Source organism: Leptolyngbya sp. FACHB-711 (genome assembly GCF_014695615.1).
GTDB lineage: Bacteria > Cyanobacteriota > Cyanobacteriia > Elainellales > Elainellaceae > Leptolyngbya_A.
On sequence record NZ_JACJOR010000066.1, the window covers coordinates 1 to 19792 of the forward strand.

Sequence of the window (19792 nt, forward strand, 5' to 3'; positions counted from 1 at the left end):
AGGCTATGCGTTCTTGCGCCACCGTGGAAGAATCGCACCCCATCCATCAGGGTTCCAGGGGTAATGCCGCTTGCCGCAAACAGAACCGTCTGACCCGATGCGAGTTCCTCGGCTTCGTAGATCCGATCGGGGTCAGTGATGCCCATTTCTGACAGACGCGCAATGTTTGACTCTTTGCTTTCGCCGATCAGCCCGGTCTTCACCACTGCCGGGTCATAAATAAGCTGTCCCTGGAAGTGTCCGCCCAAGCAGCGCATCGCTGCCGCCGAGATAACGCCTTCGGGAGCTGCCCCGATGCCCATCAGCGCGTGGGTGTTTGTTCCAGAGAAAGCGCAGGAGATCGCCGCCGAGACGTCACCGTCGCTGATTAGCCGCACTCTTGCCCCCGCTTCCCGGATTTCCCGAATCAGGTCATTGTGACGATCGCGCTTCATCACCACGACCACCAGTTCATCAATGGCACGATCGAGACATTCTGCCAGGATCTTCAGGTTTTCAGTGGGCGATTTGCGAATGTCTACTTTGCCTTTTGCCACAGGCGGAGCTGCCAGCTTATTCATATAAAAGTCGGGGGCTGCAAACAGTCCACCCTTCTCCGAAATTGCCAGCACTGCCATTGAACCGGGCTGCCCATAAGCGCAAAGGTTTGTGCCTTCGCAGGGGTCAACGGCAATGTCGATTTCAATCAGCTCGTCTGGATTGCAGTAGGTTTTCGCGTCTTCACGGGTGCAAATGCCCACTTCTTCACCGATATAGAGCATGGGCGCATCGTCCCGCTCTCCCTCGCCGATCACAATGCGACCGCGCATGTGGATTCTGTTCATGCGTTCGCGCATCGCTTCCACGGCAACCTGATCGGCTCCGTGCTTATCGCCCTTTCCCATCATCCGGGCAGAGGCGATCGCTGCTTGCTCAACAACTTCAATGATCTCTAAACCAAGTGTAGCTTCCACCGGATAAACCCTCCCGACTGCTGATGTGGCTCACAAATTTGCCTCAAAAAGGCATAATCTGCCTTAGCTTAAAAGTCTATCAGAGTGGGGATCACGTGACTAGAGAGGAAAAGAATGGAGGGGTGGATGAGGGGTGAGGGGATGGGGAGATAGGGGTGTTAGGCTAAACTATTCAGCCTTGCTGTACAGCCTTTTTGATTGCATATGCGCTAGAACTCAAAGCAAAAGGAAAACTTGACGCGCAATCCGCCCGATCGAGGCGTGGAAGAAAAAGAGGGGCAGAAAATAATGTGTGGACGCTACACCCTGGCTCAAGCCGCCGATCGCCTTGCCGAAGCTTTTGATCTGGACGATGATGTGCCATCAATGCCGTTTCGCTACAACATTGCACCGACGCAGGCAGTTCCTGTAGTTCGGGCGATCGGACAATCCCCCCAGCTTGACTTGCTTCATTGGGGACTGATTCCCTCCTGGTCAAAGGACCCAACCATTGGGTTTCGCCTGATTAATGCTAGAGCAGAAACGCTCACCGAGAAACCATCTTTTCGGGCTGCCTTTCGCCGCCGTCGCTGTTTGATTCCTGCGGATGGCTTTTATGAGTGGCAGCAGGTAGAACGCAAAAAACAGCCCTATTACTTTTGCCGCGATGGTCATCAGCCCTTTGCCTTTGCGGGACTGTGGGAACATTGGGAAAGCGCAGACGGCGAAATTGAATCCTGCACGATCGTCACGACAGAGGCGAATCACCTGCTGCGATCGATCCACCATCGGATGCCCGTCATCCTCCAGCCCGAAGACTATGAGCAATGGCTCGATCCGCAAGTTCAGGAGGGCGATCGCCTGCAACATCTTTTATATCCAGACGAAGATAAAACCTTTATCCGCTATCCTGTCAGCACAAAGGTCAACCGTCCTCAAAACGATACCCTACAGTGTATCGAGCCAATTTCACTCGAAGAAACAGACAGCGAGGTAGATTCAGCAAAGGCAAACGATATCGTCCAGCCCCATTAGCAAATTTCATTAGTAAGTTCTATTAGTAAATCCTATTAACGACCTACATTGACAGAAATGCGATTCAAGCCTAATTCATAAAGGCGGTCGAAACTTTGCAGGTCAATCAAAAGTTAATTGAATAATTATAAAAAATTAAATTGCAGCAGCTCAAGTTTCAATTTGCTAGTTAATTATAGATATTAAGATAGGAAATTAATATTGCAAAAAATATTATAAAGTAGATTATGGATAGTAGGCCATAAAACCAATATACGCTTTCAGTTTTACAACCAGAATAAATTTGGTGGAATTAAAACAAGAAACATTAATAATAAAGATGAGTACGTTTAGCTCAAGATTTAACGAAGAAGCATTTAACCCTGATTTTTAAGACACGACAATCAGTACAGCTCGTTGATTTTGAACGAAATTTGCCAGCCGGAAATTTGGGCAAAGCAACTGTTGCCTTAGTTTAGATCGATCGTGTAAAACTAGCATTCACTCTGGAATGAATGATCCAACTGCTATCCCAACGGTAAATCTAACAGCAGCACCGCTGGCATTTAAGCAACCTCCTGTAAGCAGTGCAACTTTGATCTGTTTGAATAGACTTCATCTAATGTCACTTAAGCAGTAAACATGGGAACTCTAAGCCCAATTAGGCTGCACATTGAGAGATTATGGCAACTGCTGCAAAACGACAGAGATCCAGGATACGTGTACCACTTCGTTTAATCTTAGTCGTACCCTTTGTCCTGCAAATCTCCATTGCCGTAGGGCTGACAGGGTGGCTCTCGTTCCGTAATGGCAAGCTCGCCGTCAACGATCTGGCAAATCAGCTCATGACTGAAATCGACGATCGAATCATCCAGCAGGCAAGTAATTACCTCAAAACTCCCCACGAAATTGCTGCTCTCAATCGCAGTGCTGTCCAATCAAACCTTCTCAATCTCAATAACTTTGAAGACACTGGACATTACTTCTGGCATCAAGTTCAAATTTCGGGTGTGGATTATGTTGCTTTCGGAGCAGCAAATGGAGAATACATTGGTGCTGGTTATGTAAATCAGAAAGGTCGAGTGATTGATGAAGTTTCAAAGATGCGAACTGGCAATCATTTGTATTCCTATACGACCGATCAACAGGGAAACCGTAACCGTATTGTTCAAACGATTAAAAATTGGGATCATCGTCTAGAAGCAGGCTACCGCGATATTGTTCAAGCCAATAAGCCAATTTGGAGCCAGGTTTATCAGGGGAATGATGGCTCTGGAACGCTATCTATCTCAGCGGGTCGTCCAATTTATAACGCCGCAGGAAAGCTTTTGGGAGTTTTAAGCGTAGACTTACGCCTTACGACGCTGAGCAATTTCCTGCACAATCTCAATATTGGACAAAACGGCAAGGCATTTATTCTTGAACGCAATGGTTTCTTGGTTGCAAGCTCCGCAAACGAACCGTTGGTTGTTAAGCAAGGGGAAAGAACAGAACGACTGCTGGCAACCCAGAGTCGCGATCCCTTAATTCAAAATACTGCTAAATATTTAGTCAATCGATTTGGTAGTTTTGCAACACTGCAAACTACGACTCTATTTAACATGAATATTGCTGGAGAGCAAGAATTTGTAAAAATTACCCGGTTCACAGATGATTTTGGTCTAGATTGGTTCATTGTGATTGTTGTTCCCGAAACAGATTTTACAGCGCAAATCCAAGCCAATACTTACACCACAATTTTGCTATGTTTGCTTGCCCTGATGATTGCGATCGCAATGGGCTTAACCACCTCGCATTACTTGATTTATCCGATTCAAAGAATGATTGGTGCGGCTAAAGCCTTATCCGAGGGAAAGTGGAAACAGCAGGTTCCTGAATCAAAACTGCAAGAAGTTGGGCTACTTGCCAATGCATTTAACAGCATGGCGCAGCAGCTACAGGAGTCTTTTAGTGAATTACACTATTCTGCCTATCATGATGGCTTGACCCATTTAATAAATCGAGCAGCATTTATTGAACACTTAGAAAAATCAATTGCTAAACAGCAACACAATGCTGAATCTTTATTTGGAATTTTGTTCCTTGATCTGGATAGCTTTAAGCTCGTTAACGATAGTTTAGGACACCTGATTGGAGATGAACTACTGATTGCTGTGAGTCGCAGAATTCAGGAGTGCTTGCCTGACAGTGCTGTGGCAGCCAGATTGGGAGGAGATGAATTTATCATTTTGCTCCGAGACATTGTTGACTTGGAGGAAGTAGCGAGGGTTGCAAAACAAATCTCTAAAGTATTGACTCATCCCTTCAATTTAAAGGGATATGAAGTTTTTACAAGTGCCAGCATCGGCATTGTTTTAAGTACAACGCAACAAGCGAAGCCAGAAGACTTTCTAAGAGATGCGGATATTGCCATGTATCATGCTAAATCTCAAGGTAAAGCTCGTTATGAAGTGTTTGATTCCCTGATGCACACCCGCAGCAAAGAACGATTGCAGCTCGAAACAGATTTGAGACACGCGATCGAGAAAGGACGGTTTGAAATTTATTACCAGCCCATTATCTCTTCAAAATCTCATACCATTGTAGGCTTTGAAGCGTTAGTCAGATGGCACCATCCCACGAGGGGAATGATTTCTCCGAATCAATTTATTCCTGTAGCTGAGGAGACTGGCTTAATTGTGCAGCTTGGTCAATGGGTGTTGTTGGAAGCCTGCCGTCAAATGTCGCTCTGGCAACTTCGCTATCCCGAAAGCTGTTCCTTATTTTTAAGCGTTAATCTATCGGTTAGGCAACTGCTTCAGCCTGATCTGCTAGAACAGATTATGCAGATTTTGCGAGACACTCAGTTTGATCCAAACCTATTAAAACTAGAAGTTACTGAAAGCACAATTATCAATAATATGGAGGTTGCTGGCTCTAAGCTAGAGAGTCTGCGAAAAGAAGGAATTCAAATTAGTATTGATGATTTTGGTACAGGCTATTCATCGCTTAGCCAGCTACATCATTTGCCGATTAGCATTCTTAAGATCGATCGCTCCTTTGTGCGCCAGATGATGCACGACGAAGGATGTTTTGAAATTACAAAAACAGTGATCCTTCTCGCGCAAGGCTTGGGTATCGACGTGATTGCGGAAGGCGTTGAAACGCAAGAACAATTTAAAAAATTACAGCGACTCGGCTGTGAATTTCATCAGGGATACTTGTTTTTTCCTGCCCTGCCTGCCGCAGAAACAGAGGAACTGTTTTGTTCACAGCTTCTTAAGCTTGGCTGTTGAAGTTAACTGCAAAACCCTGGATAGGTATAATCAGCAGCTCTCTGGCTTCCTGGAGTCTCTTTCTGTTTCTGCCGTTCTTTAGCTCTCATCTGGTTTGGGAAATGCCGCTGCTCCAAGTCGTTGCGGTTGCTCTGCTGACAGGTGCTCTCATTCAAATTAGCCAGGTTTTCTACTTTGAGGCTCTTTCTTACAGTGAAGCCAGCATTGTTGCTGCTTACTGGAACATTACCCCGATCGTTTTACCGATCGCTAGTTTTCTGCTGTTTGGCAAAGTTTTTCAGTTTCGTCATTATTTGGGCATTGCGACTTTGATTACGGCATCCGTTAGCTTGTGCTTAGCCAACGCTAATTTTGAAGCCCGCTGGAAATCATTTTATCTGATGATTTTTGCCTGCTGCGTACAAGCAGCAGCTTTATTGTTAGAAGAATATATTTTTGGTCATAGCTCTTTTTTTGTAGGTTATCTACTTGCCACAGTTGGTATTATTATCAGCGGCATATTACCGCTTTTGATTCCTTCGCGTTTTTTGAGGCACTTGCAAGGATACAGGATAGCATTCCTGTTTTGTTTGTGATTGAATTTTTGTGATTGAATTCATGAATTTAGTTGCGCTATTGCTCAGCCAGCGGGCGATCGCGCTAGGGATTCCATCACTGGTTGCAGCAGTTGAAACCATTATTCCAGCCTACCTCTTTATATTTTCAGTGGGGCTACATCGATTCAATCTGCTGCTAGGTGATCTCAGAGTTTTACATTGCCTACGTTTGAAGTTGCTGCTGCTGGGCGGAATGATGGCAGGCGTTGTATTGGTTTCTTGAAGGGCGGTTCAAAAGCTCCGCTGAATCGCCGAACTGCCCCCGCTCTAATCTATTCTTCTTATCTATTCTTAAGAGATTCAGGTCTTTCCCAAGATTGATGCAGACAAAGACTGAGATCTGTACAAATTGGGTATTTGTGGACTGTTGCTCAGTTCAACTACCCGGATAAGCCCATGTCTCTTGCGAACCCTTCCTATTTCAAGCAGCTATCGCTTAAGTTTAAGTTCTTCCTTGGTTCGCTGTTTTATCTCACTTACGCGCCCAAAGCCTACCTTTATTCCAGGTCGCGCGATCGGTTAGAGCAACAGATTCCGCTCCCACCCATCACTGACACCTTTGAGCAACCGGGAAAGCTGGTTCGGGCGGAGTCGAATGATCGCGGTGCCCAGTTTTATTTTGAACAGGCAGAGCTAGAAGTTTCTTTTCTCACGCCCGACTTTGTTCGCCTCACTTGGCAGCCCGGGCTCTTGCCAATTCCCTACGCCATCCACCAGCACGACTGGGCAGAAGTTTCAACCCGATGCGAACAAACCGAAGCAGGCTGGACGGTAACCAGTGAGCGTTTGCAAGTCAGTGTGGCGATCGATGGCAGCGTTACCTTCTCTGATAGTTCGGGGCGAGTGCTGCGTGAAGAAATGCCGCCCAAGCATCCGGGCGAAGGCTGGAGCCATCAAGTGAAGCTGCGTCCAGAAGAGCATATTTATGGACTGGGAGAGCGATCGGCTCCGCTGAATCTCCGTACGCTCAAGCCTGTGAATAAGAAAGACGAACGAACGCAGCAAGAGGATACCACGCTCGAACCGCCTTCCTACCGAATGTGGAACTACGATGCGGCGGGGATGTATGGCGTAGGATCTGACCCGATGTATCTTTGCATTCCGCTTCAGATGAGTTTGCACCAGGAAGGCTGCTATCTCGTCTTCTACGAAAATTCCTTTGATGCCACCTTTCAGTACGAAGATGTTGCAACGATTTCCTTTGAAGGCGGTGCATTGCGCTATTACTTAACGGCTGGAACTCCGGCGCAGAACATCGAACGCTACACCGAACTCACTGGACGATCGCCGATTCCGCCCAAGTGGGCATTGGGCTATCACCAGTCGCGCTGGGGCTACCGCACCGAAGCCGCTGTCATGGAGACCGTCCAGAAATTTGAAGAGCTGGATTTGCCGCTGAGTGCCGTTCACATGGATATCGATGTGCAGGTGGGCTATCGGGCATTCACGATCGACCCAGAGCGGTTTCCTAACACGCAGGAATTTATGCGATCGCTGCTGGACAAAGGCGTGCGCTTTATCACGATCCTTAATCCGGGCGTGAAATACAGCCGAGACAGCAACCTATTTTTAGAAGGGCAACTGCTGAATCTGTTTTGTCGGCGACAGGATGGCGAATTGGTCGTGGCTCCGGTGTGGCCCGGCTGGTGCGTTTTTCCTGACTTCACGAATCCGAAAGCGCGGCACTGGTGGAGCCGTCAATATGAATATTTGCTTGACGTGGGGGTGGCAGGCTTCTGGCACGATATGAATGAACCCGCTGCTTTTATTGCCTGGGGCGATCGATCGCTTCCGCCCAGAGCCACGCTGCACAATATGGAAGGCAGAGGCGGTGACCATCGCGAAGCGCACAACGTGTATGGCTATCTTCAGGCAAAGGCAGCCTACGAAAGTCTGGGCGGCTATCGTCCTCATCTGCGTCCGTTTATTGTGTCACGGGCAGGCTGGGCAGGGCTTCAGCGTTATTCCTGGACGTGGACGGGCGATATCGAATGCACCTGGGACTGTTTGAAAATTACAATTTCTACGGTTCTCAACCTGGGATTGTCCGGCATTCCCTATTCCGGTCCTGATATTGGCGGCTTTCAGGGAAATCCGAGTGCAGAGCTGTATCTGCGCTGGTTTCAGCTTGCTACGTTTGTCACGTTTTATCGATCGCACTGCTCCAACAACGTTGAATATCGCGCCCCCTGGACTTACGGCGAACCCTATCTGGGCATTCTGCGGCAGTTTCTGAAGCTGCGCTATAAGCTACTGCCCTATTTCTATACGCTGTCGTGGGAATCGAACCAGAAAGGCTATCCGCTGCTGCGTCCTTTGTTCTGGGCTGATTCAACTGATGCCGATTTGTGGGCGATCGACGATGCCTTTTTGCTGGGCGATAACCTGCTGATTTGTCCGGCACTCGCGGAGGGCGAACGGGAGCGATCGGCAACGTTACCCCAAGGACGCTGGTATCACTTCTGGGACGATCGGGCGATCGAGGGAGGAACTCGCGTCATGTTACCCGCCCCGCTAGAGCAAATCCCCGTTTTGGTGAAGGCAGGAACGGTGTTGCCCATGGAGGAGAAAAAGCAAATGACGCTGCACCTTTATCCGCCGACAGCAGGCTCCTCAGACAGCGTTCTTTATACCGATGCCGGAGATGGTTACGGAGAGTTCCGGTGCGATCGGTTCAGCCTGATCCGCAGTGAAAATAGTTTAGAACTAGTGCGCCAGGGTGAAGGCGAGTTTCCGTTTCCCTACGATCGCTGGCGGATTCAGGTTCACGGCATGACGGTGCAGGAAGTTCAAATCAACGGTGAATCAGTTTCTCATCAAGAAAACGAACTAGAGTGCGATTCTTATTTCCAGCACGTTCGCTTTAATGGAATCTTTCAGGAACCATGAATGGAGTCGGCAAATGACAACAGCCTTGATCACCGGAGCCTCGGCGGGAATTGGCGCAGCCTTTGCGCGAGAATTGGCAGCGCGTCAGACCCACCTGGTGCTGGTGGCTCGATCGCAAGACAAACTGCAAGACCTTGCCAACTCACTCAAAAATCAGCATCAGATTCAAGTCGATATCATTGCTCAGGATTTGACCGAACCGAACGCGACAGAAACCATTTTTCAAACCGTGCAGCAGATTGGACGACCGATCGATCTGCTGATCAACAATGCTGGAATTGGTGATTATGGAGATTTCGCCGAAAGCGATCGAATGCTGCAGCTAAAAATGGTGCAGCTAAATATTGAGACGATCGTGGATCTCACCCATCGATTTTTGCCCGGAATGCGGCAGCGTCGAACCGGCGGTGTTATCAATATGTCGTCGGTGGCAGGGTTTCAGTCTATGCCCTATTTCTCAATTTATGCGGCAACAAAAGCGTTTCTTCTTAGCTTTAGCGAAGCCCTGTGGGCAGAAAATCACAGTTACGGCGTACACGTCTTAGCGGTTTGTCCCGGACCTGCTGGCATCCATTTTTTCAAAGAAGCAGGATTTCCACCGCTCCTGGTTAATGTAGCAGAAAAAATTGATACACCTATTGAAACGGTGGTGCGAGATGCCCTGAAAGCATTTGAAAAACGGGAATCGATCGTGATTCCTGGGAATCCGCTCAATCCAATTCTGGCAACGCTGCCCCGGTTCTTACCACGAGAAGCCGTTTCTCGCTTTTGGGGACTGGTATTGGGAAGTAATACTGGCAAATGAAAATCTGGCAAATGAGAATCGGAGCGTAATGGATGCTTATCGAGGCTGATCGCCTCTTTGGATGCACTGCATACAAACATTGAACAGAACGAACACAGAGACAACTTCGATCGGAATTTGCAATACGGGGGGAGACGCAATTAGCCCAGCCAGAATAAAAGCTGAACCCACAAAAACAGAGACAATCAGAATTACCTCATCGTCAAACAGGTTTAGTCCAGCCCAGAAAGTGCCAAACCCGAGTATCCAGAAGATGAAATACTTCATAGGTTGATGTATCAGTGAATCAACACGCTGATATCAGCAGAATACTTTAAGGTATCACAAGGAATTACAGTTTTTTGTCTTGTTACAGCGTTCTTCACTCCCGTAAGGTATGGGGGGTGTGGGGGCTTTCTCGCCGTACAGGGTTCCGCCCCTGCCCCCCATTTTTTGTACTTCAATCGTCTGAACAAGGTTGTATCTGATGTCATCTCAATCGAGTCATCCATAAAACTGGCTCAGCCTGACAGCGGAAACCCAGCTGCTAACACCCAGCCAAAAAACAGCGCGCTCGCGATCGACGAGATCCAGGCTTCATCGAGCGATGCCACCACAAACGACAGCACGGCAATCAGCGGCGGAAACAGCGGCAGCAGCAAAAACACAAACCCTAGCTCTGGCAAGAAATTCAGCGTTAGTACAAAGCCACCGATGAGAATTGCACTCTGGGCAAACCACCAGGCAAATCGCTCTCCGTTTCCCGCGCCCTGCTGAGCAATCCCAGAAGCCAGAAACCAGGGCAGACAGGCGAGCGCAAACGGTAGCCATACCTGAAGCCGAGTTGGAATTAACCACCATTGCAGCCAGACCACCTGCGCCATGGCCCCAAACGCAAACCATAGCAGCACAAATAGTCCGAAACCGATCGCGATCCGTCGCCCGCTCAGCCGAGGAATTCGTCCCAGCAAAGCCAGCCAGATACTTCCGGCAATCAAAAACCAGAGTCCGATCGCCCCGCCAACCTGCACGCCGCCCAAACTTTGCAGATTGATTCGGGAATTCAGCAGCACCAGTCCCGCAACACCCGGCAGGGGAGCCAGCAGCAGTCCCCCCCATCGCTTAATCGCAGAGATTTTCATGCGATCAGGTTCAAACCAGCCTGCCACCGTGGGAGCCACTGCCCCAATCAGCAGCAGTCCGCCCAGCAAATGCAAACCATACCACGCCATCCGCCGATCGCGATAAGGGCTGGAATGGGTCTGGTTAAACGTGGCATCCAGCCAGCGCACCGCAGACTCGTGACTGCGATCGCTAAACAAAATCGTGATGTGCTCGACATTGGGCACGATGACTAGTTCTCGCGCCGTTCCTGCGGCAAAGTTTTTGTTTTCACCGCCACCGGTCTGCAAAATTCGTTCGGCATTACTGATAAACCTGCCTTCCCAACTTCCTGCCTGCATTTGCAAATTTCGGGGAGCCTGGGGCGTTACGGCTGCCCCTGTGGGAGAAACAGCGATCGTGGCTGCAAATCGATCGAGATTTTGAATTCCGGCAGACATGGCAATGCCGCTGCCCATCGAGTGCCCCAGGACTGCCAACCGCGTGCGATCGACTTCTGGCTGTTCGAGCAGTGCCCTCAACCCCACATCCAAATTGGACTGGAGGTCGTATCGCTGCAATCGATTCGGATTTGCACCGTGTCCGTCAAAGTCCCAGAGCATCACGGCATAGCCAGCGTGAGCCAGCACATGAGCATAGCCCAACATGAGCTGTTTGGAACCTGCATAACCATGCGCCACCAGCACACCCGGCACTGAATTTGCCCCTGAATTTGCCAGTGCCGGAGCGACATAAATCAAGGGAATGTTTTCCTGCTCCAGGGTTCGCACGACCAATCCACTCCGCGCTGCAACAATATTCCACCAGGACAGCACAATAAGCGCGATCGCCCCGATCAGTAGCCCTAGCTGAAATCGCTTCAATCTTCTGTCTCCCGGTTTCGATCGATCTGCCGCTATTATTTCAACAATCCAGCGGTCGGGCGCATCACTCCAAGGGCAGCATCCGGGATAGCTAGCGGGCAAAAAGAGCCGGGTCTTGATCTCGACGATGCTTGAGCATAATCGCAATCCCCTGACGCTCGCCCACTAGAGCAGCCGTTGCCTCCAGTGCCTCTCTCAGCCGCTTTGCTGCATAAATGGACATATCGCGAGGCACATTAATTCGATCGCGCAAATACCGCAGGGCAGTATCCGATCCAAGTGGTGGAACACAATCTTCGCCCGTCATCATCCGGGTTAAGGCACAGCGTAACGCCTGATCAAAGAGCGCATCGTCGGCAGGGTTCACGCGAATAATATTGGCACGATGCTTGATCACCCGATAAAGAGCTTCCTGACGCGCGTTTCCCGGCTCTGGATAAGTTACATCCGGCAGACCAAACCAGGGTCCGTTGTCTACTCGATGCTTGTTGATCAGCATTTGCGGCTCCCCGTTTTCCCAGCAGCCGCCCATCTGAGGAGGCAAATCGTGAACGTGGGTATGAAAGTCGCTTTGCGTGCCGCGATAGGTCGATCGGCTCTCCATCGCATCAAACCAGGCACTCAGGCTGGGATTCGATCGCAGCGAGTAGCCTTTGTAGTAATAAAGGCTGGCATTCATGCGTTCGACGTAGGGTGTGAAGATCACATCCGCCGTGCCAAACTCTTCCAGAAAATAAGAACCGGGCGTACTTGCCAACGCAAACTCAACCTTATCCACAATTCCGGTAAACTGCTCTCGGCTATGCTGTTCCTGCCGGGCTGACGTTGATGGATAGCAGAGCCAGCCGCACCAGGCACGAAACAGCAATCGCTCCAATCGGCGCAGGGGAATGACCTGGGGGTCTTCCATACCCTTTCCTAAAGAACCAAAAGCGCGTTCCAGGGCAAGTAAAATATCATCGCTTTCGGTAATCAGCCGTCCGTCTAACTCCAGCGCGGGCAGCATCCCGGAAGGCACTTTGCGTTTGTACCAGCTTTCCTTTTCCCCGTAACAAAACATCGTCACTTTCTCGATGCGGTAGGGAATTTGCTTTTCCTCAAGCCACAGCCAAACCTTCTGGCAGTAGGGACACCAGGCATGATTGTCGCGATAAAGCGTCACCCGCACATCGGACTCGGAATGACCAAACAACCGCAGCCGCGCCTGAGCATTGGTTGGACCATTGACCGTATCAATTTGAAAGTCGGTAAGGGCTTCGAGTTCTGTCCAGTTTAGGGGGGCAAGGGTCATGCGATCAACTGTCCTAGAATACGCTCAAGGCTTTCAGTCTATCAGAAGCCAATCCTTCCCTGTCCTGACTCTCCTTCCGTTACAGGAAGGCAAAGCATTTAGCCAATGTGACCTTTCGAGTTCTTCTTCCGATGCTGCAATCGGGTAGAAGTTTCATAACCCTGCTGCTGTCAGCATCCAATTGTCATCAAACTCCGCTTTTCGGTTGCGATAAATAGCACGCATCGCCTTTGGATTGTCGCTTGGCTTAACTTTAATTTGGCAAAAGGAAACTCATCCCTAGTAGGCTAGAAAAGCTGACTTTTTGGTTTACCACTGCTCGATTCATGCAAAAAACTAAAGCTTTCGCAATCCTGGTTTCTGTTCCAGAAATGCACCTGATATCTGGTTTAGAAGCGATCGCTGCCCAACTGGATTCTGAGGATCTGCCGCCTGATCAGCTCCCTAAAGTAGCGTTTGGCAGCATGGATTTTGAGCTGTTTGGGGAGGTCGAGAAGCTGCGGGGCGGGAAGGCGATCGAAGTGTTCATCCATGCTGCTGATGCCAAGGGAGACCAGCCCCTCAACCCAGAAGTGACCTGGCGGGGATGGTATGTAGGGTATGTTGCCTCCCGTCGCGGTCGCTATCCCGGCAAATCGATCTATCGCCCCCCATCGACTGCGACTGATCCCCCAACCTGGGCAGTCTTTTGGGAGGCGCAGGAATTAGAGCAGCTCAAGAAGCCAATTGCGATCGGCCACCTGCGAGGGAAAGGGAAGAAAACTAGTCTCCAAGCTCGCTTTATTCCAGAAAGCCCCGTTTTAATTGAATATCCCGCTATCCGGCAGTAGTTTAATTTGCGCTGCAAGGAATGTACAGTACATTGCTGCCCACGATGGCAATTCTGAATTAGTGGCAGGAGTGGCTGCACGACCAGGTCTTCAACGACTCTGACCAGCAAGCAACCGTGTGAATCGATCTACATCACGGTAGCTCTGGGCGATCGTTGCATTCCCAGAAACCCAGCCAGTGAGAGCAGCACTAAGGGAACTCCCAACACCCACCGCTGCCGCCGTCGCGCTGCATTTCGCAGTTCTCGCTGCACAAATTTCTCTCCGTTTCGCATCTCGTGAAACGACATGGTATAGGAGGAGATGCGGCGCAGTTCTCGATTGCTCAATCCTTCTCCCTGCCAGCGGCTCTGACGTTCGATTTGATCGAGTCGGGCAATTTCAGACTGCCAGCGATCGGACCCTAACCCCGCCTGCTGAAGGTCATTTTGTTCGTCGGAACTCAGGAACGCCTGCCGCAACGCTGGATAACAAGTTTCCAGCCAATCCAGTAAGGGCTGATCAGCATTGGGATTCAGGGTTAACCAGATGCCAGAAGCAAGGGCGATCGTGAGAAGGCTGGTAATTCCCCAAGAGCCTGCCTGCTTCAGAATTTGCAGCCGCGCTGAACTAAAAATAAACGGTCTCAGGAGTGCTGTCAGTGCCAGGATGCCGCCAAACACACAGACAATCGTGGCTCCTGTGGGCAGATTGCCGACAAACGACAGGCTTAATCCGACGCTGCTAGATAAGGTGCCAATCGCCCAGCCGATCAGCAGTTTCGGCAAAATCCGATCGCTGTAGAGTGCGCCGATCGCCGCCGGAATAATCAGAAAGCAAAACACCAGCAGCACCCCTGCAATGGCAACCGAACTCGTCACCACCACGCCAAAGGAAACATAAAACAAAAAATCCCACAGCCACAGCCGCAAGCCTGCCTGTTTCGCCAAATCGGGCTGAAAAGAAATTAGCAACAACGGTTTGCGAACAAACCAGTGAAACAAGCCGACTGCGCTGTAGAGCAGCACAACTTTCAGCAAGTCTGTCTCAGTGACGGTGAGGATGCTGCCAATCAACATTTGCTTGATATGCTCTGCGCCCTGCGGGGACTGATCCACCAGCAAAAACGCTGCCGCTGCCGATACCACATACACCACGCCAATAAAGGTTTCCTGTGAAACGCGCCCAGTCCAGCTTCGGCTAAAGCTGAGGACGATCGCACCACCGATCGTAAATGCCAGCGAGTAGCCGTAAGCCGCGATCGATTGTGGGTAGTAGCCCAGCAGAAAGGCAACCGTTGCGCCCAGTGCTGAGATCTGGGCCAGTGCCAAATCGACAAAAATAATGTTGCGGCTGAGAACGTGAATGCCCAGATAGGTATGGATGCCTGTCAGAACCAGGGCAACCAGAAACGGAATCGTCAATAATTGCAGCCAATCAGCCATGTGATCCCCCCAGTGCCGCTAGCAGTGCACTGATGTTGTAGTCGAACAGGGAAAAATAATCGTATGCTTGGGGAATTGCGCCAATCGATGAAACCAGCATCACAACAGGAACTCTGGTTTTGCTGCTGAGTAAGCGCGGAATGCGATCAGACTCGTAGGGTTCGCGGATAATGACGGCAACCTGCTGATCTTTGATTTCTCGCAGCAGGGCAGCGATATGGGTAGGGCTAGGCGGAATTCCAGGTTTGGCTTCGATAAAGTCCAGCAGATTCAACCGGAAGCGACGTGCCAGGTAGGGCCAGCTATTGTGATAGGCGACAATCGCCTGACCGCGAAAGGGAGCAAGCTGCTGTTCCCAGGTCGTTAGCCGCTCCTGCAACTGAGCCAAAAAGCGCGCTCGATTGGCTTCATACAAGGCGGCATGGTTAGGATCAATGCGCTCCAGCCCTTCCAGGATGCCGCCTGTAATCACCTCAGCATTTGCTGGATCAAGCCAGTAGTGCGGATTTCCAGCACCGTGATTGTGACCGTCGATCGGGGCAATACTGGTCGATCGCACTTCCAGGAGAGGGATTCCGACAGAGGCATCAACATAGCCCACTCCGCCCCGCTGAATTTCCCGGTTTCCGGTTTCTGCCAGCAGCGAATCGATCCACAGGTCATGATCTAAGCCAACTTTCACGACCATCTGTGCGCTTTTGAGCATCTGAAAGTCACCCGGACGCGGCTCAAAACTGTGGGGATCTTGGGCAGGAAGGGCGATACTTGTGACTGTTACGCGATCGCCGCCCACGACCTCCACTAAACTTTTCAAATCCGTTGTGGTCGTTACTACCTGCAGAGGTGTGCTATCTGCCCAGGCAGGCATCATCCAACCCAGGCAGAAGATAAGCAGGTAAACGGCTCCAAACCAGAATCGTGTCATTTGTTTATTTGAAGTACAAAAAATGGGGTGCAGGGGCAGAACCCTGTACGGCGAGAAAGCCCCCACACCCCCCGTACCTTACGGGAGTGAAAAACGCTGTAATCTACAAAGCGTTAATCAGCTTTTTACCCAAACGCTCTTCGGCAATACACAGGAGAGCCCCTTCTCTTCTGCATCCATTTTGCTAATCCGGCAGTCCATTTGCACACTTGCCAGGCCGTAGGCATCCAGCTCAGATAAGCCTTTCTCCTGCTGCAAAAGCTGAATCATTGCCATGGATGCGTTCGCCATGACCTGATTCAGATCGGAACCGCGATCGGAGGTGACAAAATATTCAGCGTTGCTGCTGGTCGGATAATCAACCGGCCTAGCTGCTCGCGGATTTTTCGGATTCAGACAGTGAATGCCGCGTACTCGATTCACAACCTGCGAAATGCGACAGTCCGAAACTCTGGGCATCAATTCCGCCGCCGCTTCCAACGTGATGCTGCGCTGTTCCGCCAGGAATTTCACCGTTTCTGTTTTTGCCATCTCCAGTGCCGTGTCCAGACTTTGATCTAAGCCGATCGTAATCCAGTCCGTTGGCGTTTCACCGCGCGGCATCGTCAGGCTTTGTCCTTTAATCACCGAAACGTTTAGCACCAGTTCTTTGAATGCGGTTTCCAGTGCGGTCAGGTTAATTTCGCCGTTGCCCTGTGCAGCATGCGAATCCCCGGTCCAGAGCAGTGCCCCGTCGACAAACACAGGAATATAGAGCGTTGTGCCTGCGGTGAGATCGCGAATGTCCAGGTTTCCGGCGTAGGGTCCGGGGGGAACGGTGCTATATTCTCCGGCTTCTGCCCGCGCCACCCCGATCGTCCCCGGAAAGGGTTCTAGCGGAATTTCGATTTCTGGCGTAAACTTCGCAACCTTCTGCTCCATATCCAGATACAGATACTTCACCTGTCCATTCTGGAAGCGATCGGGAAACAAGCCGAACAGCCCGGGCAGGTTAAAATTTGCCGCATAGGCGCGGGGCACAACTCTGAGGATATCTACCTTCAGCACATCCCCTGGCTTTGCATCACGAACATAGATTGGACCTGTAACCGTATGCGGTCCCCGTCCCGGAAAATCGGTTCGCAGCTTTTTCAGTTCGTCTACGGTTTTACCAGGAACGACCTGATTGTGGGAGTGCATCATCGTCTCCACCACAACGGTATCCCCAGAATCAATTTCCATCACGGGAGGTTGAGCATTGTTAAACCATCCCCATTGGGTTGTTTCTAAGGTTGCGGGCAGCAAATGCACCTTGCCAGGATAAGATGCGTCCGTTGTTCGCAGCAGCGCAATTGTCGCTTTTGCATCCATTTCTTGCACCTGCTGAGCATAGGCAGCCGTAGCAAAAATGACGGCAAACACCGCTAGCCCTAAACTGAGCCATTTTAACCGCAGCGACTTCCAGCTATCTCGCAATTGTGCGATCGATTTTTGAATGTTTTGCATCAATACCTCCTTACTCCACACTCACGATGATTCCTGTAATCCGAACCGCCCCCTATATTCCCCTAAGCCTGGGGAAAAGTGTGCTTCCCTGCGGGTTCCAAAGTCTCCCAATCCTGGGTATTGCGGGAGCAATGTAGAAGATTTGCTACTTTTTAACTATCTTCAACTATCCTTTCAACCTTTCTTCTAGAACAAACGATGCAAAATCGCAACAGTACCAGATAAAACCTGTCCTAAACCAATCAACGCCAGCACCATCATAATAAACTGAAACCAATTCCTTGCGGGATCAAATTCTATGTCCGATCGCCTATCCTGATTCGTTCTCGTTGATGTTTTGATTGGCATTCTCATGCGTGTTCTTACCACTTCTTATAGGGCAGAAACTTACCGTTCATAATCACCTTTACTCGATCGCCCTTTGGATCTTCTTCTTTCTCAATATTCAGGGTGAAGTCGATCGCGCTCATAATGCCATCACCAAACTTCTCGTGAATGATTTCTTTCATCGGCATTCCGTAGACCTGCATGATTTCGTAGAAGCGATAAATCAGCGGGTCGGTTGGGACGATCGGACCCAAACCCTTTGCGGGATACGCCATCAGTTCTGTCGCAATGTCGCTGCCTAAACCCAATGCTTCTACAAGTTTGCTGGCTTCTTCTGCCGATGCGCTTGCCTGCCGATAAATCACAGCAGCAATCCAAACTTCATTGCGCCCGACAACCTGCTCTAACTCAGCAAAACTGATTCCCTTTTCGGCTTTTGCTGCCAGAAGTTTTTGCGTAATCATCGGAATTTCTACATCAGACATTGATCTTCTCCTCAATCATTTGGACAACAATTTGGAATAGAAATAGCATCAAGGGTGCTTCCTGGGGATGGACATCTGGACTCTCATCGGGATATCCCACTTCTACAGTTGATTGAATCCAAAATTCTTTTCGTGATTCAGTTCACTGCCTGAATGCGGGACTTTTCAACCGCGATCATCGATCATTGCCGCTGGCGTCTGAGGCATACTTTCCCAAAACTCCCAGTGGTCTTGGGACAAATGATTACCGCTACAGGGACACTCAGCCTTTGCCGTCAAGTCAATTCCTTGCAAACCTGTCATGGCAGTGAATGAGTAAGAATAAGTGAATGCAGTATCCACCGCAGCGGGAACGATACGAGTTAAAGAATTTCGAGCAGCCCCTGAAGGATATTCAAACAGGTAATGAAAGGGGACTCATGAAAACTTTTTGGGAAAAATAGGATTTTTTTTAGATCTTTTTTAGATAATAAATTGATGCATAGAGTAATACTTAGAAAAGCTAAAAAAGCTACAAAACGAATTTCAGGAAAAAACAGCCAGGCAGCATACTTTACCTCACCTGAATGTATTGTTCAAAACAGAAATAAAGCTATTTTTCAGACAGAAATTAGCTTACCTGCGTCTCTAGCCCAGGCACAGGTGTACTCTGCCGCCACACTTGTGGGGAAACGCCGTGAATCTGCCGGAACTGCCGAATAAAGTAGCTTGCATCTCGATAGCCGATCGCCTGAGCAATTTCCGCGATCGATTGCGCGGTGTCGGTTAGGAGATGACGTGCCTGCACCATGCGCCGCTCGGTAATCCACTGCTTTACAGTGCGTCCAGTTTGATCCTGCACCAGCGTCGTCAGATAAGCCGGGGAATAGCCTGCTGCCTGCGCCACATCCGACAGGCTAATCGCCGAGTGATAGTGCGCTTCAATGAACTGAAAGACTTCGCGCAATTTCGGACAGGTCGGGAACAGCGTTGGTTGGTTTGCCAAATGGGCAGGCAGGGTAGCGTGGCTATACCAAGCTTTGAGTGCGTCCCGCCGCTCGAGCCGAATCGTGATTGCCGCCAGAAATTGCTCGATCGTGCAGGGCTTGGTCAGATAGTCGTCCGCTCCCAGTTCCATCCCGCACCGCAAATCTGCCATCGTTACCTTTGCTGTAAGGAAGATGAACGAAATCATTGCCGTTGCTGGATGCTGACGTAGTTGGGACAACACTGCATAGCCGTCCAAGTCGGGCATCATAATATCGCATACGATCAGATCAGGTACATGAATTTGAGCGAGCTTGACCCCGATCGCACCCCCTTCTGCGCCTAACGCCCAAAACCCCTCGAACGTGAGACAGCGCACAAAGAGTTCACGAGTTTGCGCTTCATCTTCAATCACCAAAATCTTTTTCATCGCGACACCGAATATAATATTGACCGAATCGCACCAACTCACCTCAAGCGGTTCCCGCATCTTTGCACGATCGGTTCTCTAGTTCTAGATAAGAGATCAATCGAAAATTTTTGGTGTCATAGAATACCGCAAATCGATCGTCGGATAGAATTGG

At 49.9% G+C, this 19792-nt stretch carries 17 protein-coding genes; 7 read left to right on the plus strand and 10 right to left on the minus strand.

The window, feature by feature from the left end; all coding sequences use genetic code 11:
- Positions 1 to 953: class II fructose-bisphosphatase (gene glpX, locus H6F80_RS01500; protein ID WP_190789852.1), on the minus strand; the 953-nt coding region annotated here is incomplete at its 3' end.
- Between the two features lie 234 nt (positions 954 to 1187).
- Between glpX and H6F80_RS01505 the strand changes: the two genes are divergently transcribed.
- From H6F80_RS01505 to H6F80_RS01530, 6 genes are all read left to right on the plus strand, one after another.
- Positions 1188 to 1967: an SOS response-associated peptidase gene (locus H6F80_RS01505; protein WP_242067107.1), complete on the plus strand. Its 780-nt coding sequence runs from the start codon at positions 1188 to 1190 to the stop codon at positions 1965 to 1967.
- Between the two features lie 662 nt (positions 1968 to 2629).
- Positions 2630 to 5221 carry a bifunctional diguanylate cyclase/phosphodiesterase gene (locus tag H6F80_RS01510; RefSeq protein WP_190789853.1) on the plus strand — a complete coding sequence of 864 codons (2592 nt, stop codon included), beginning with the start codon at positions 2630 to 2632 and terminating at the stop codon, positions 5219 to 5221.
- 101 nt (positions 5222 to 5322) lie between these two features.
- Positions 5323 to 5796 carry a hypothetical protein gene (locus H6F80_RS01515; RefSeq protein ID WP_190789854.1) on the plus strand — a complete coding sequence of 158 codons (474 nt, stop codon included), beginning with the start codon at positions 5323 to 5325 and terminating at the stop codon, positions 5794 to 5796.
- Between the two features lie 22 nt (positions 5797 to 5818).
- Positions 5819 to 6040 (plus strand): hypothetical protein, encoded by a 222-nt coding sequence (locus H6F80_RS01520; protein ID WP_190789855.1) that lies wholly within the window; start codon positions 5819 to 5821, stop codon positions 6038 to 6040.
- 173 nt (positions 6041 to 6213) lie between these two features.
- Positions 6214 to 8706, plus strand: a complete 2493-nt coding sequence (locus tag H6F80_RS01525) for a glycoside hydrolase family 31 protein (protein WP_190789856.1) — start codon at positions 6214 to 6216, stop codon at positions 8704 to 8706.
- 13 nt (positions 8707 to 8719) lie between these two features.
- Positions 8720 to 9511 carry an SDR family NAD(P)-dependent oxidoreductase gene (locus H6F80_RS01530; protein WP_190789857.1) on the plus strand — a complete coding sequence of 264 codons (792 nt, stop codon included), beginning with the start codon at positions 8720 to 8722 and terminating at the stop codon, positions 9509 to 9511.
- 36 nt (positions 9512 to 9547) lie between these two features.
- Here H6F80_RS01530 and H6F80_RS01535 read toward each other — a convergent pair whose 3' ends face one another.
- From H6F80_RS01535 to H6F80_RS01545, 3 genes are all read right to left on the minus strand, one after another.
- Positions 9548 to 9778, minus strand: coding sequence for a hypothetical protein (locus H6F80_RS01535; RefSeq protein ID WP_190789858.1), 231 nt, complete (start codon positions 9776 to 9778; stop codon positions 9548 to 9550).
- A gap of 233 nt (positions 9779 to 10011) precedes the next feature.
- Complete coding sequence (locus tag H6F80_RS01540) at positions 10012 to 11475, minus strand: alpha/beta fold hydrolase (RefSeq protein WP_190789859.1); 1464 nt, start codon at positions 11473 to 11475, stop codon at positions 10012 to 10014.
- Positions 11476 to 11566: 91 nt separating this feature from the next.
- Positions 11567 to 12766, minus strand: coding sequence for a glutathione S-transferase family protein (locus H6F80_RS01545; protein WP_190789860.1), 1200 nt, complete (start codon positions 12764 to 12766; stop codon positions 11567 to 11569).
- A gap of 326 nt (positions 12767 to 13092) precedes the next feature.
- On the opposite strand from H6F80_RS01545, the gene H6F80_RS01550 reads away from it, so the two are divergent.
- The gene (locus tag H6F80_RS01550; RefSeq protein ID WP_190789861.1) at positions 13093 to 13596 is read left to right on the plus strand and encodes a hypothetical protein; all 504 of its coding nucleotides are present in this window, start codon (positions 13093 to 13095) and stop codon (positions 13594 to 13596) included.
- 128 nt (positions 13597 to 13724) lie between these two features.
- Here H6F80_RS01550 and H6F80_RS01555 read toward each other — a convergent pair whose 3' ends face one another.
- The 6 genes from H6F80_RS01555 to H6F80_RS01580 all read right to left on the minus strand — a co-directional run bounded on the left by H6F80_RS01555 (position 13725) and on the right by H6F80_RS01580 (position 19638).
- Positions 13725 to 15020 (minus strand): metal ABC transporter permease, encoded by a 1296-nt coding sequence (locus H6F80_RS01555; protein WP_190789862.1) that lies wholly within the window; start codon positions 15018 to 15020, stop codon positions 13725 to 13727.
- The gene (locus H6F80_RS01560) at positions 15013 to 15945 is read right to left on the minus strand and encodes a metal ABC transporter substrate-binding protein (RefSeq protein ID WP_190789863.1); all 933 of its coding nucleotides are present in this window, start codon (positions 15943 to 15945) and stop codon (positions 15013 to 15015) included. The genes H6F80_RS01555 and H6F80_RS01560 overlap by 8 nt, the downstream gene beginning before the upstream one ends.
- 117 nt (positions 15946 to 16062) lie before the next feature.
- The gene (locus H6F80_RS01565; protein WP_190789864.1) at positions 16063 to 17430 is read right to left on the minus strand and encodes an acetamidase/formamidase family protein; all 1368 of its coding nucleotides are present in this window, start codon (positions 17428 to 17430) and stop codon (positions 16063 to 16065) included.
- Between the two features lie 362 nt (positions 17431 to 17792).
- Complete coding sequence (gene cynS / locus H6F80_RS01570; protein WP_190789865.1) at positions 17793 to 18242, minus strand: cyanase; 450 nt, start codon at positions 18240 to 18242, stop codon at positions 17793 to 17795.
- A 165-nt stretch (positions 18243 to 18407) separates the two neighbouring features.
- The gene (locus H6F80_RS01575) at positions 18408 to 18545 is read right to left on the minus strand and encodes a hypothetical protein (RefSeq protein WP_190789866.1); all 138 of its coding nucleotides are present in this window, start codon (positions 18543 to 18545) and stop codon (positions 18408 to 18410) included.
- A gap of 307 nt (positions 18546 to 18852) precedes the next feature.
- Positions 18853 to 19638: a response regulator transcription factor gene (locus H6F80_RS01580; protein WP_190789867.1), complete on the minus strand. Its 786-nt coding sequence runs from the start codon at positions 19636 to 19638 to the stop codon at positions 18853 to 18855.
- Positions 19639 to 19792 lie beyond the last annotated feature (154 nt).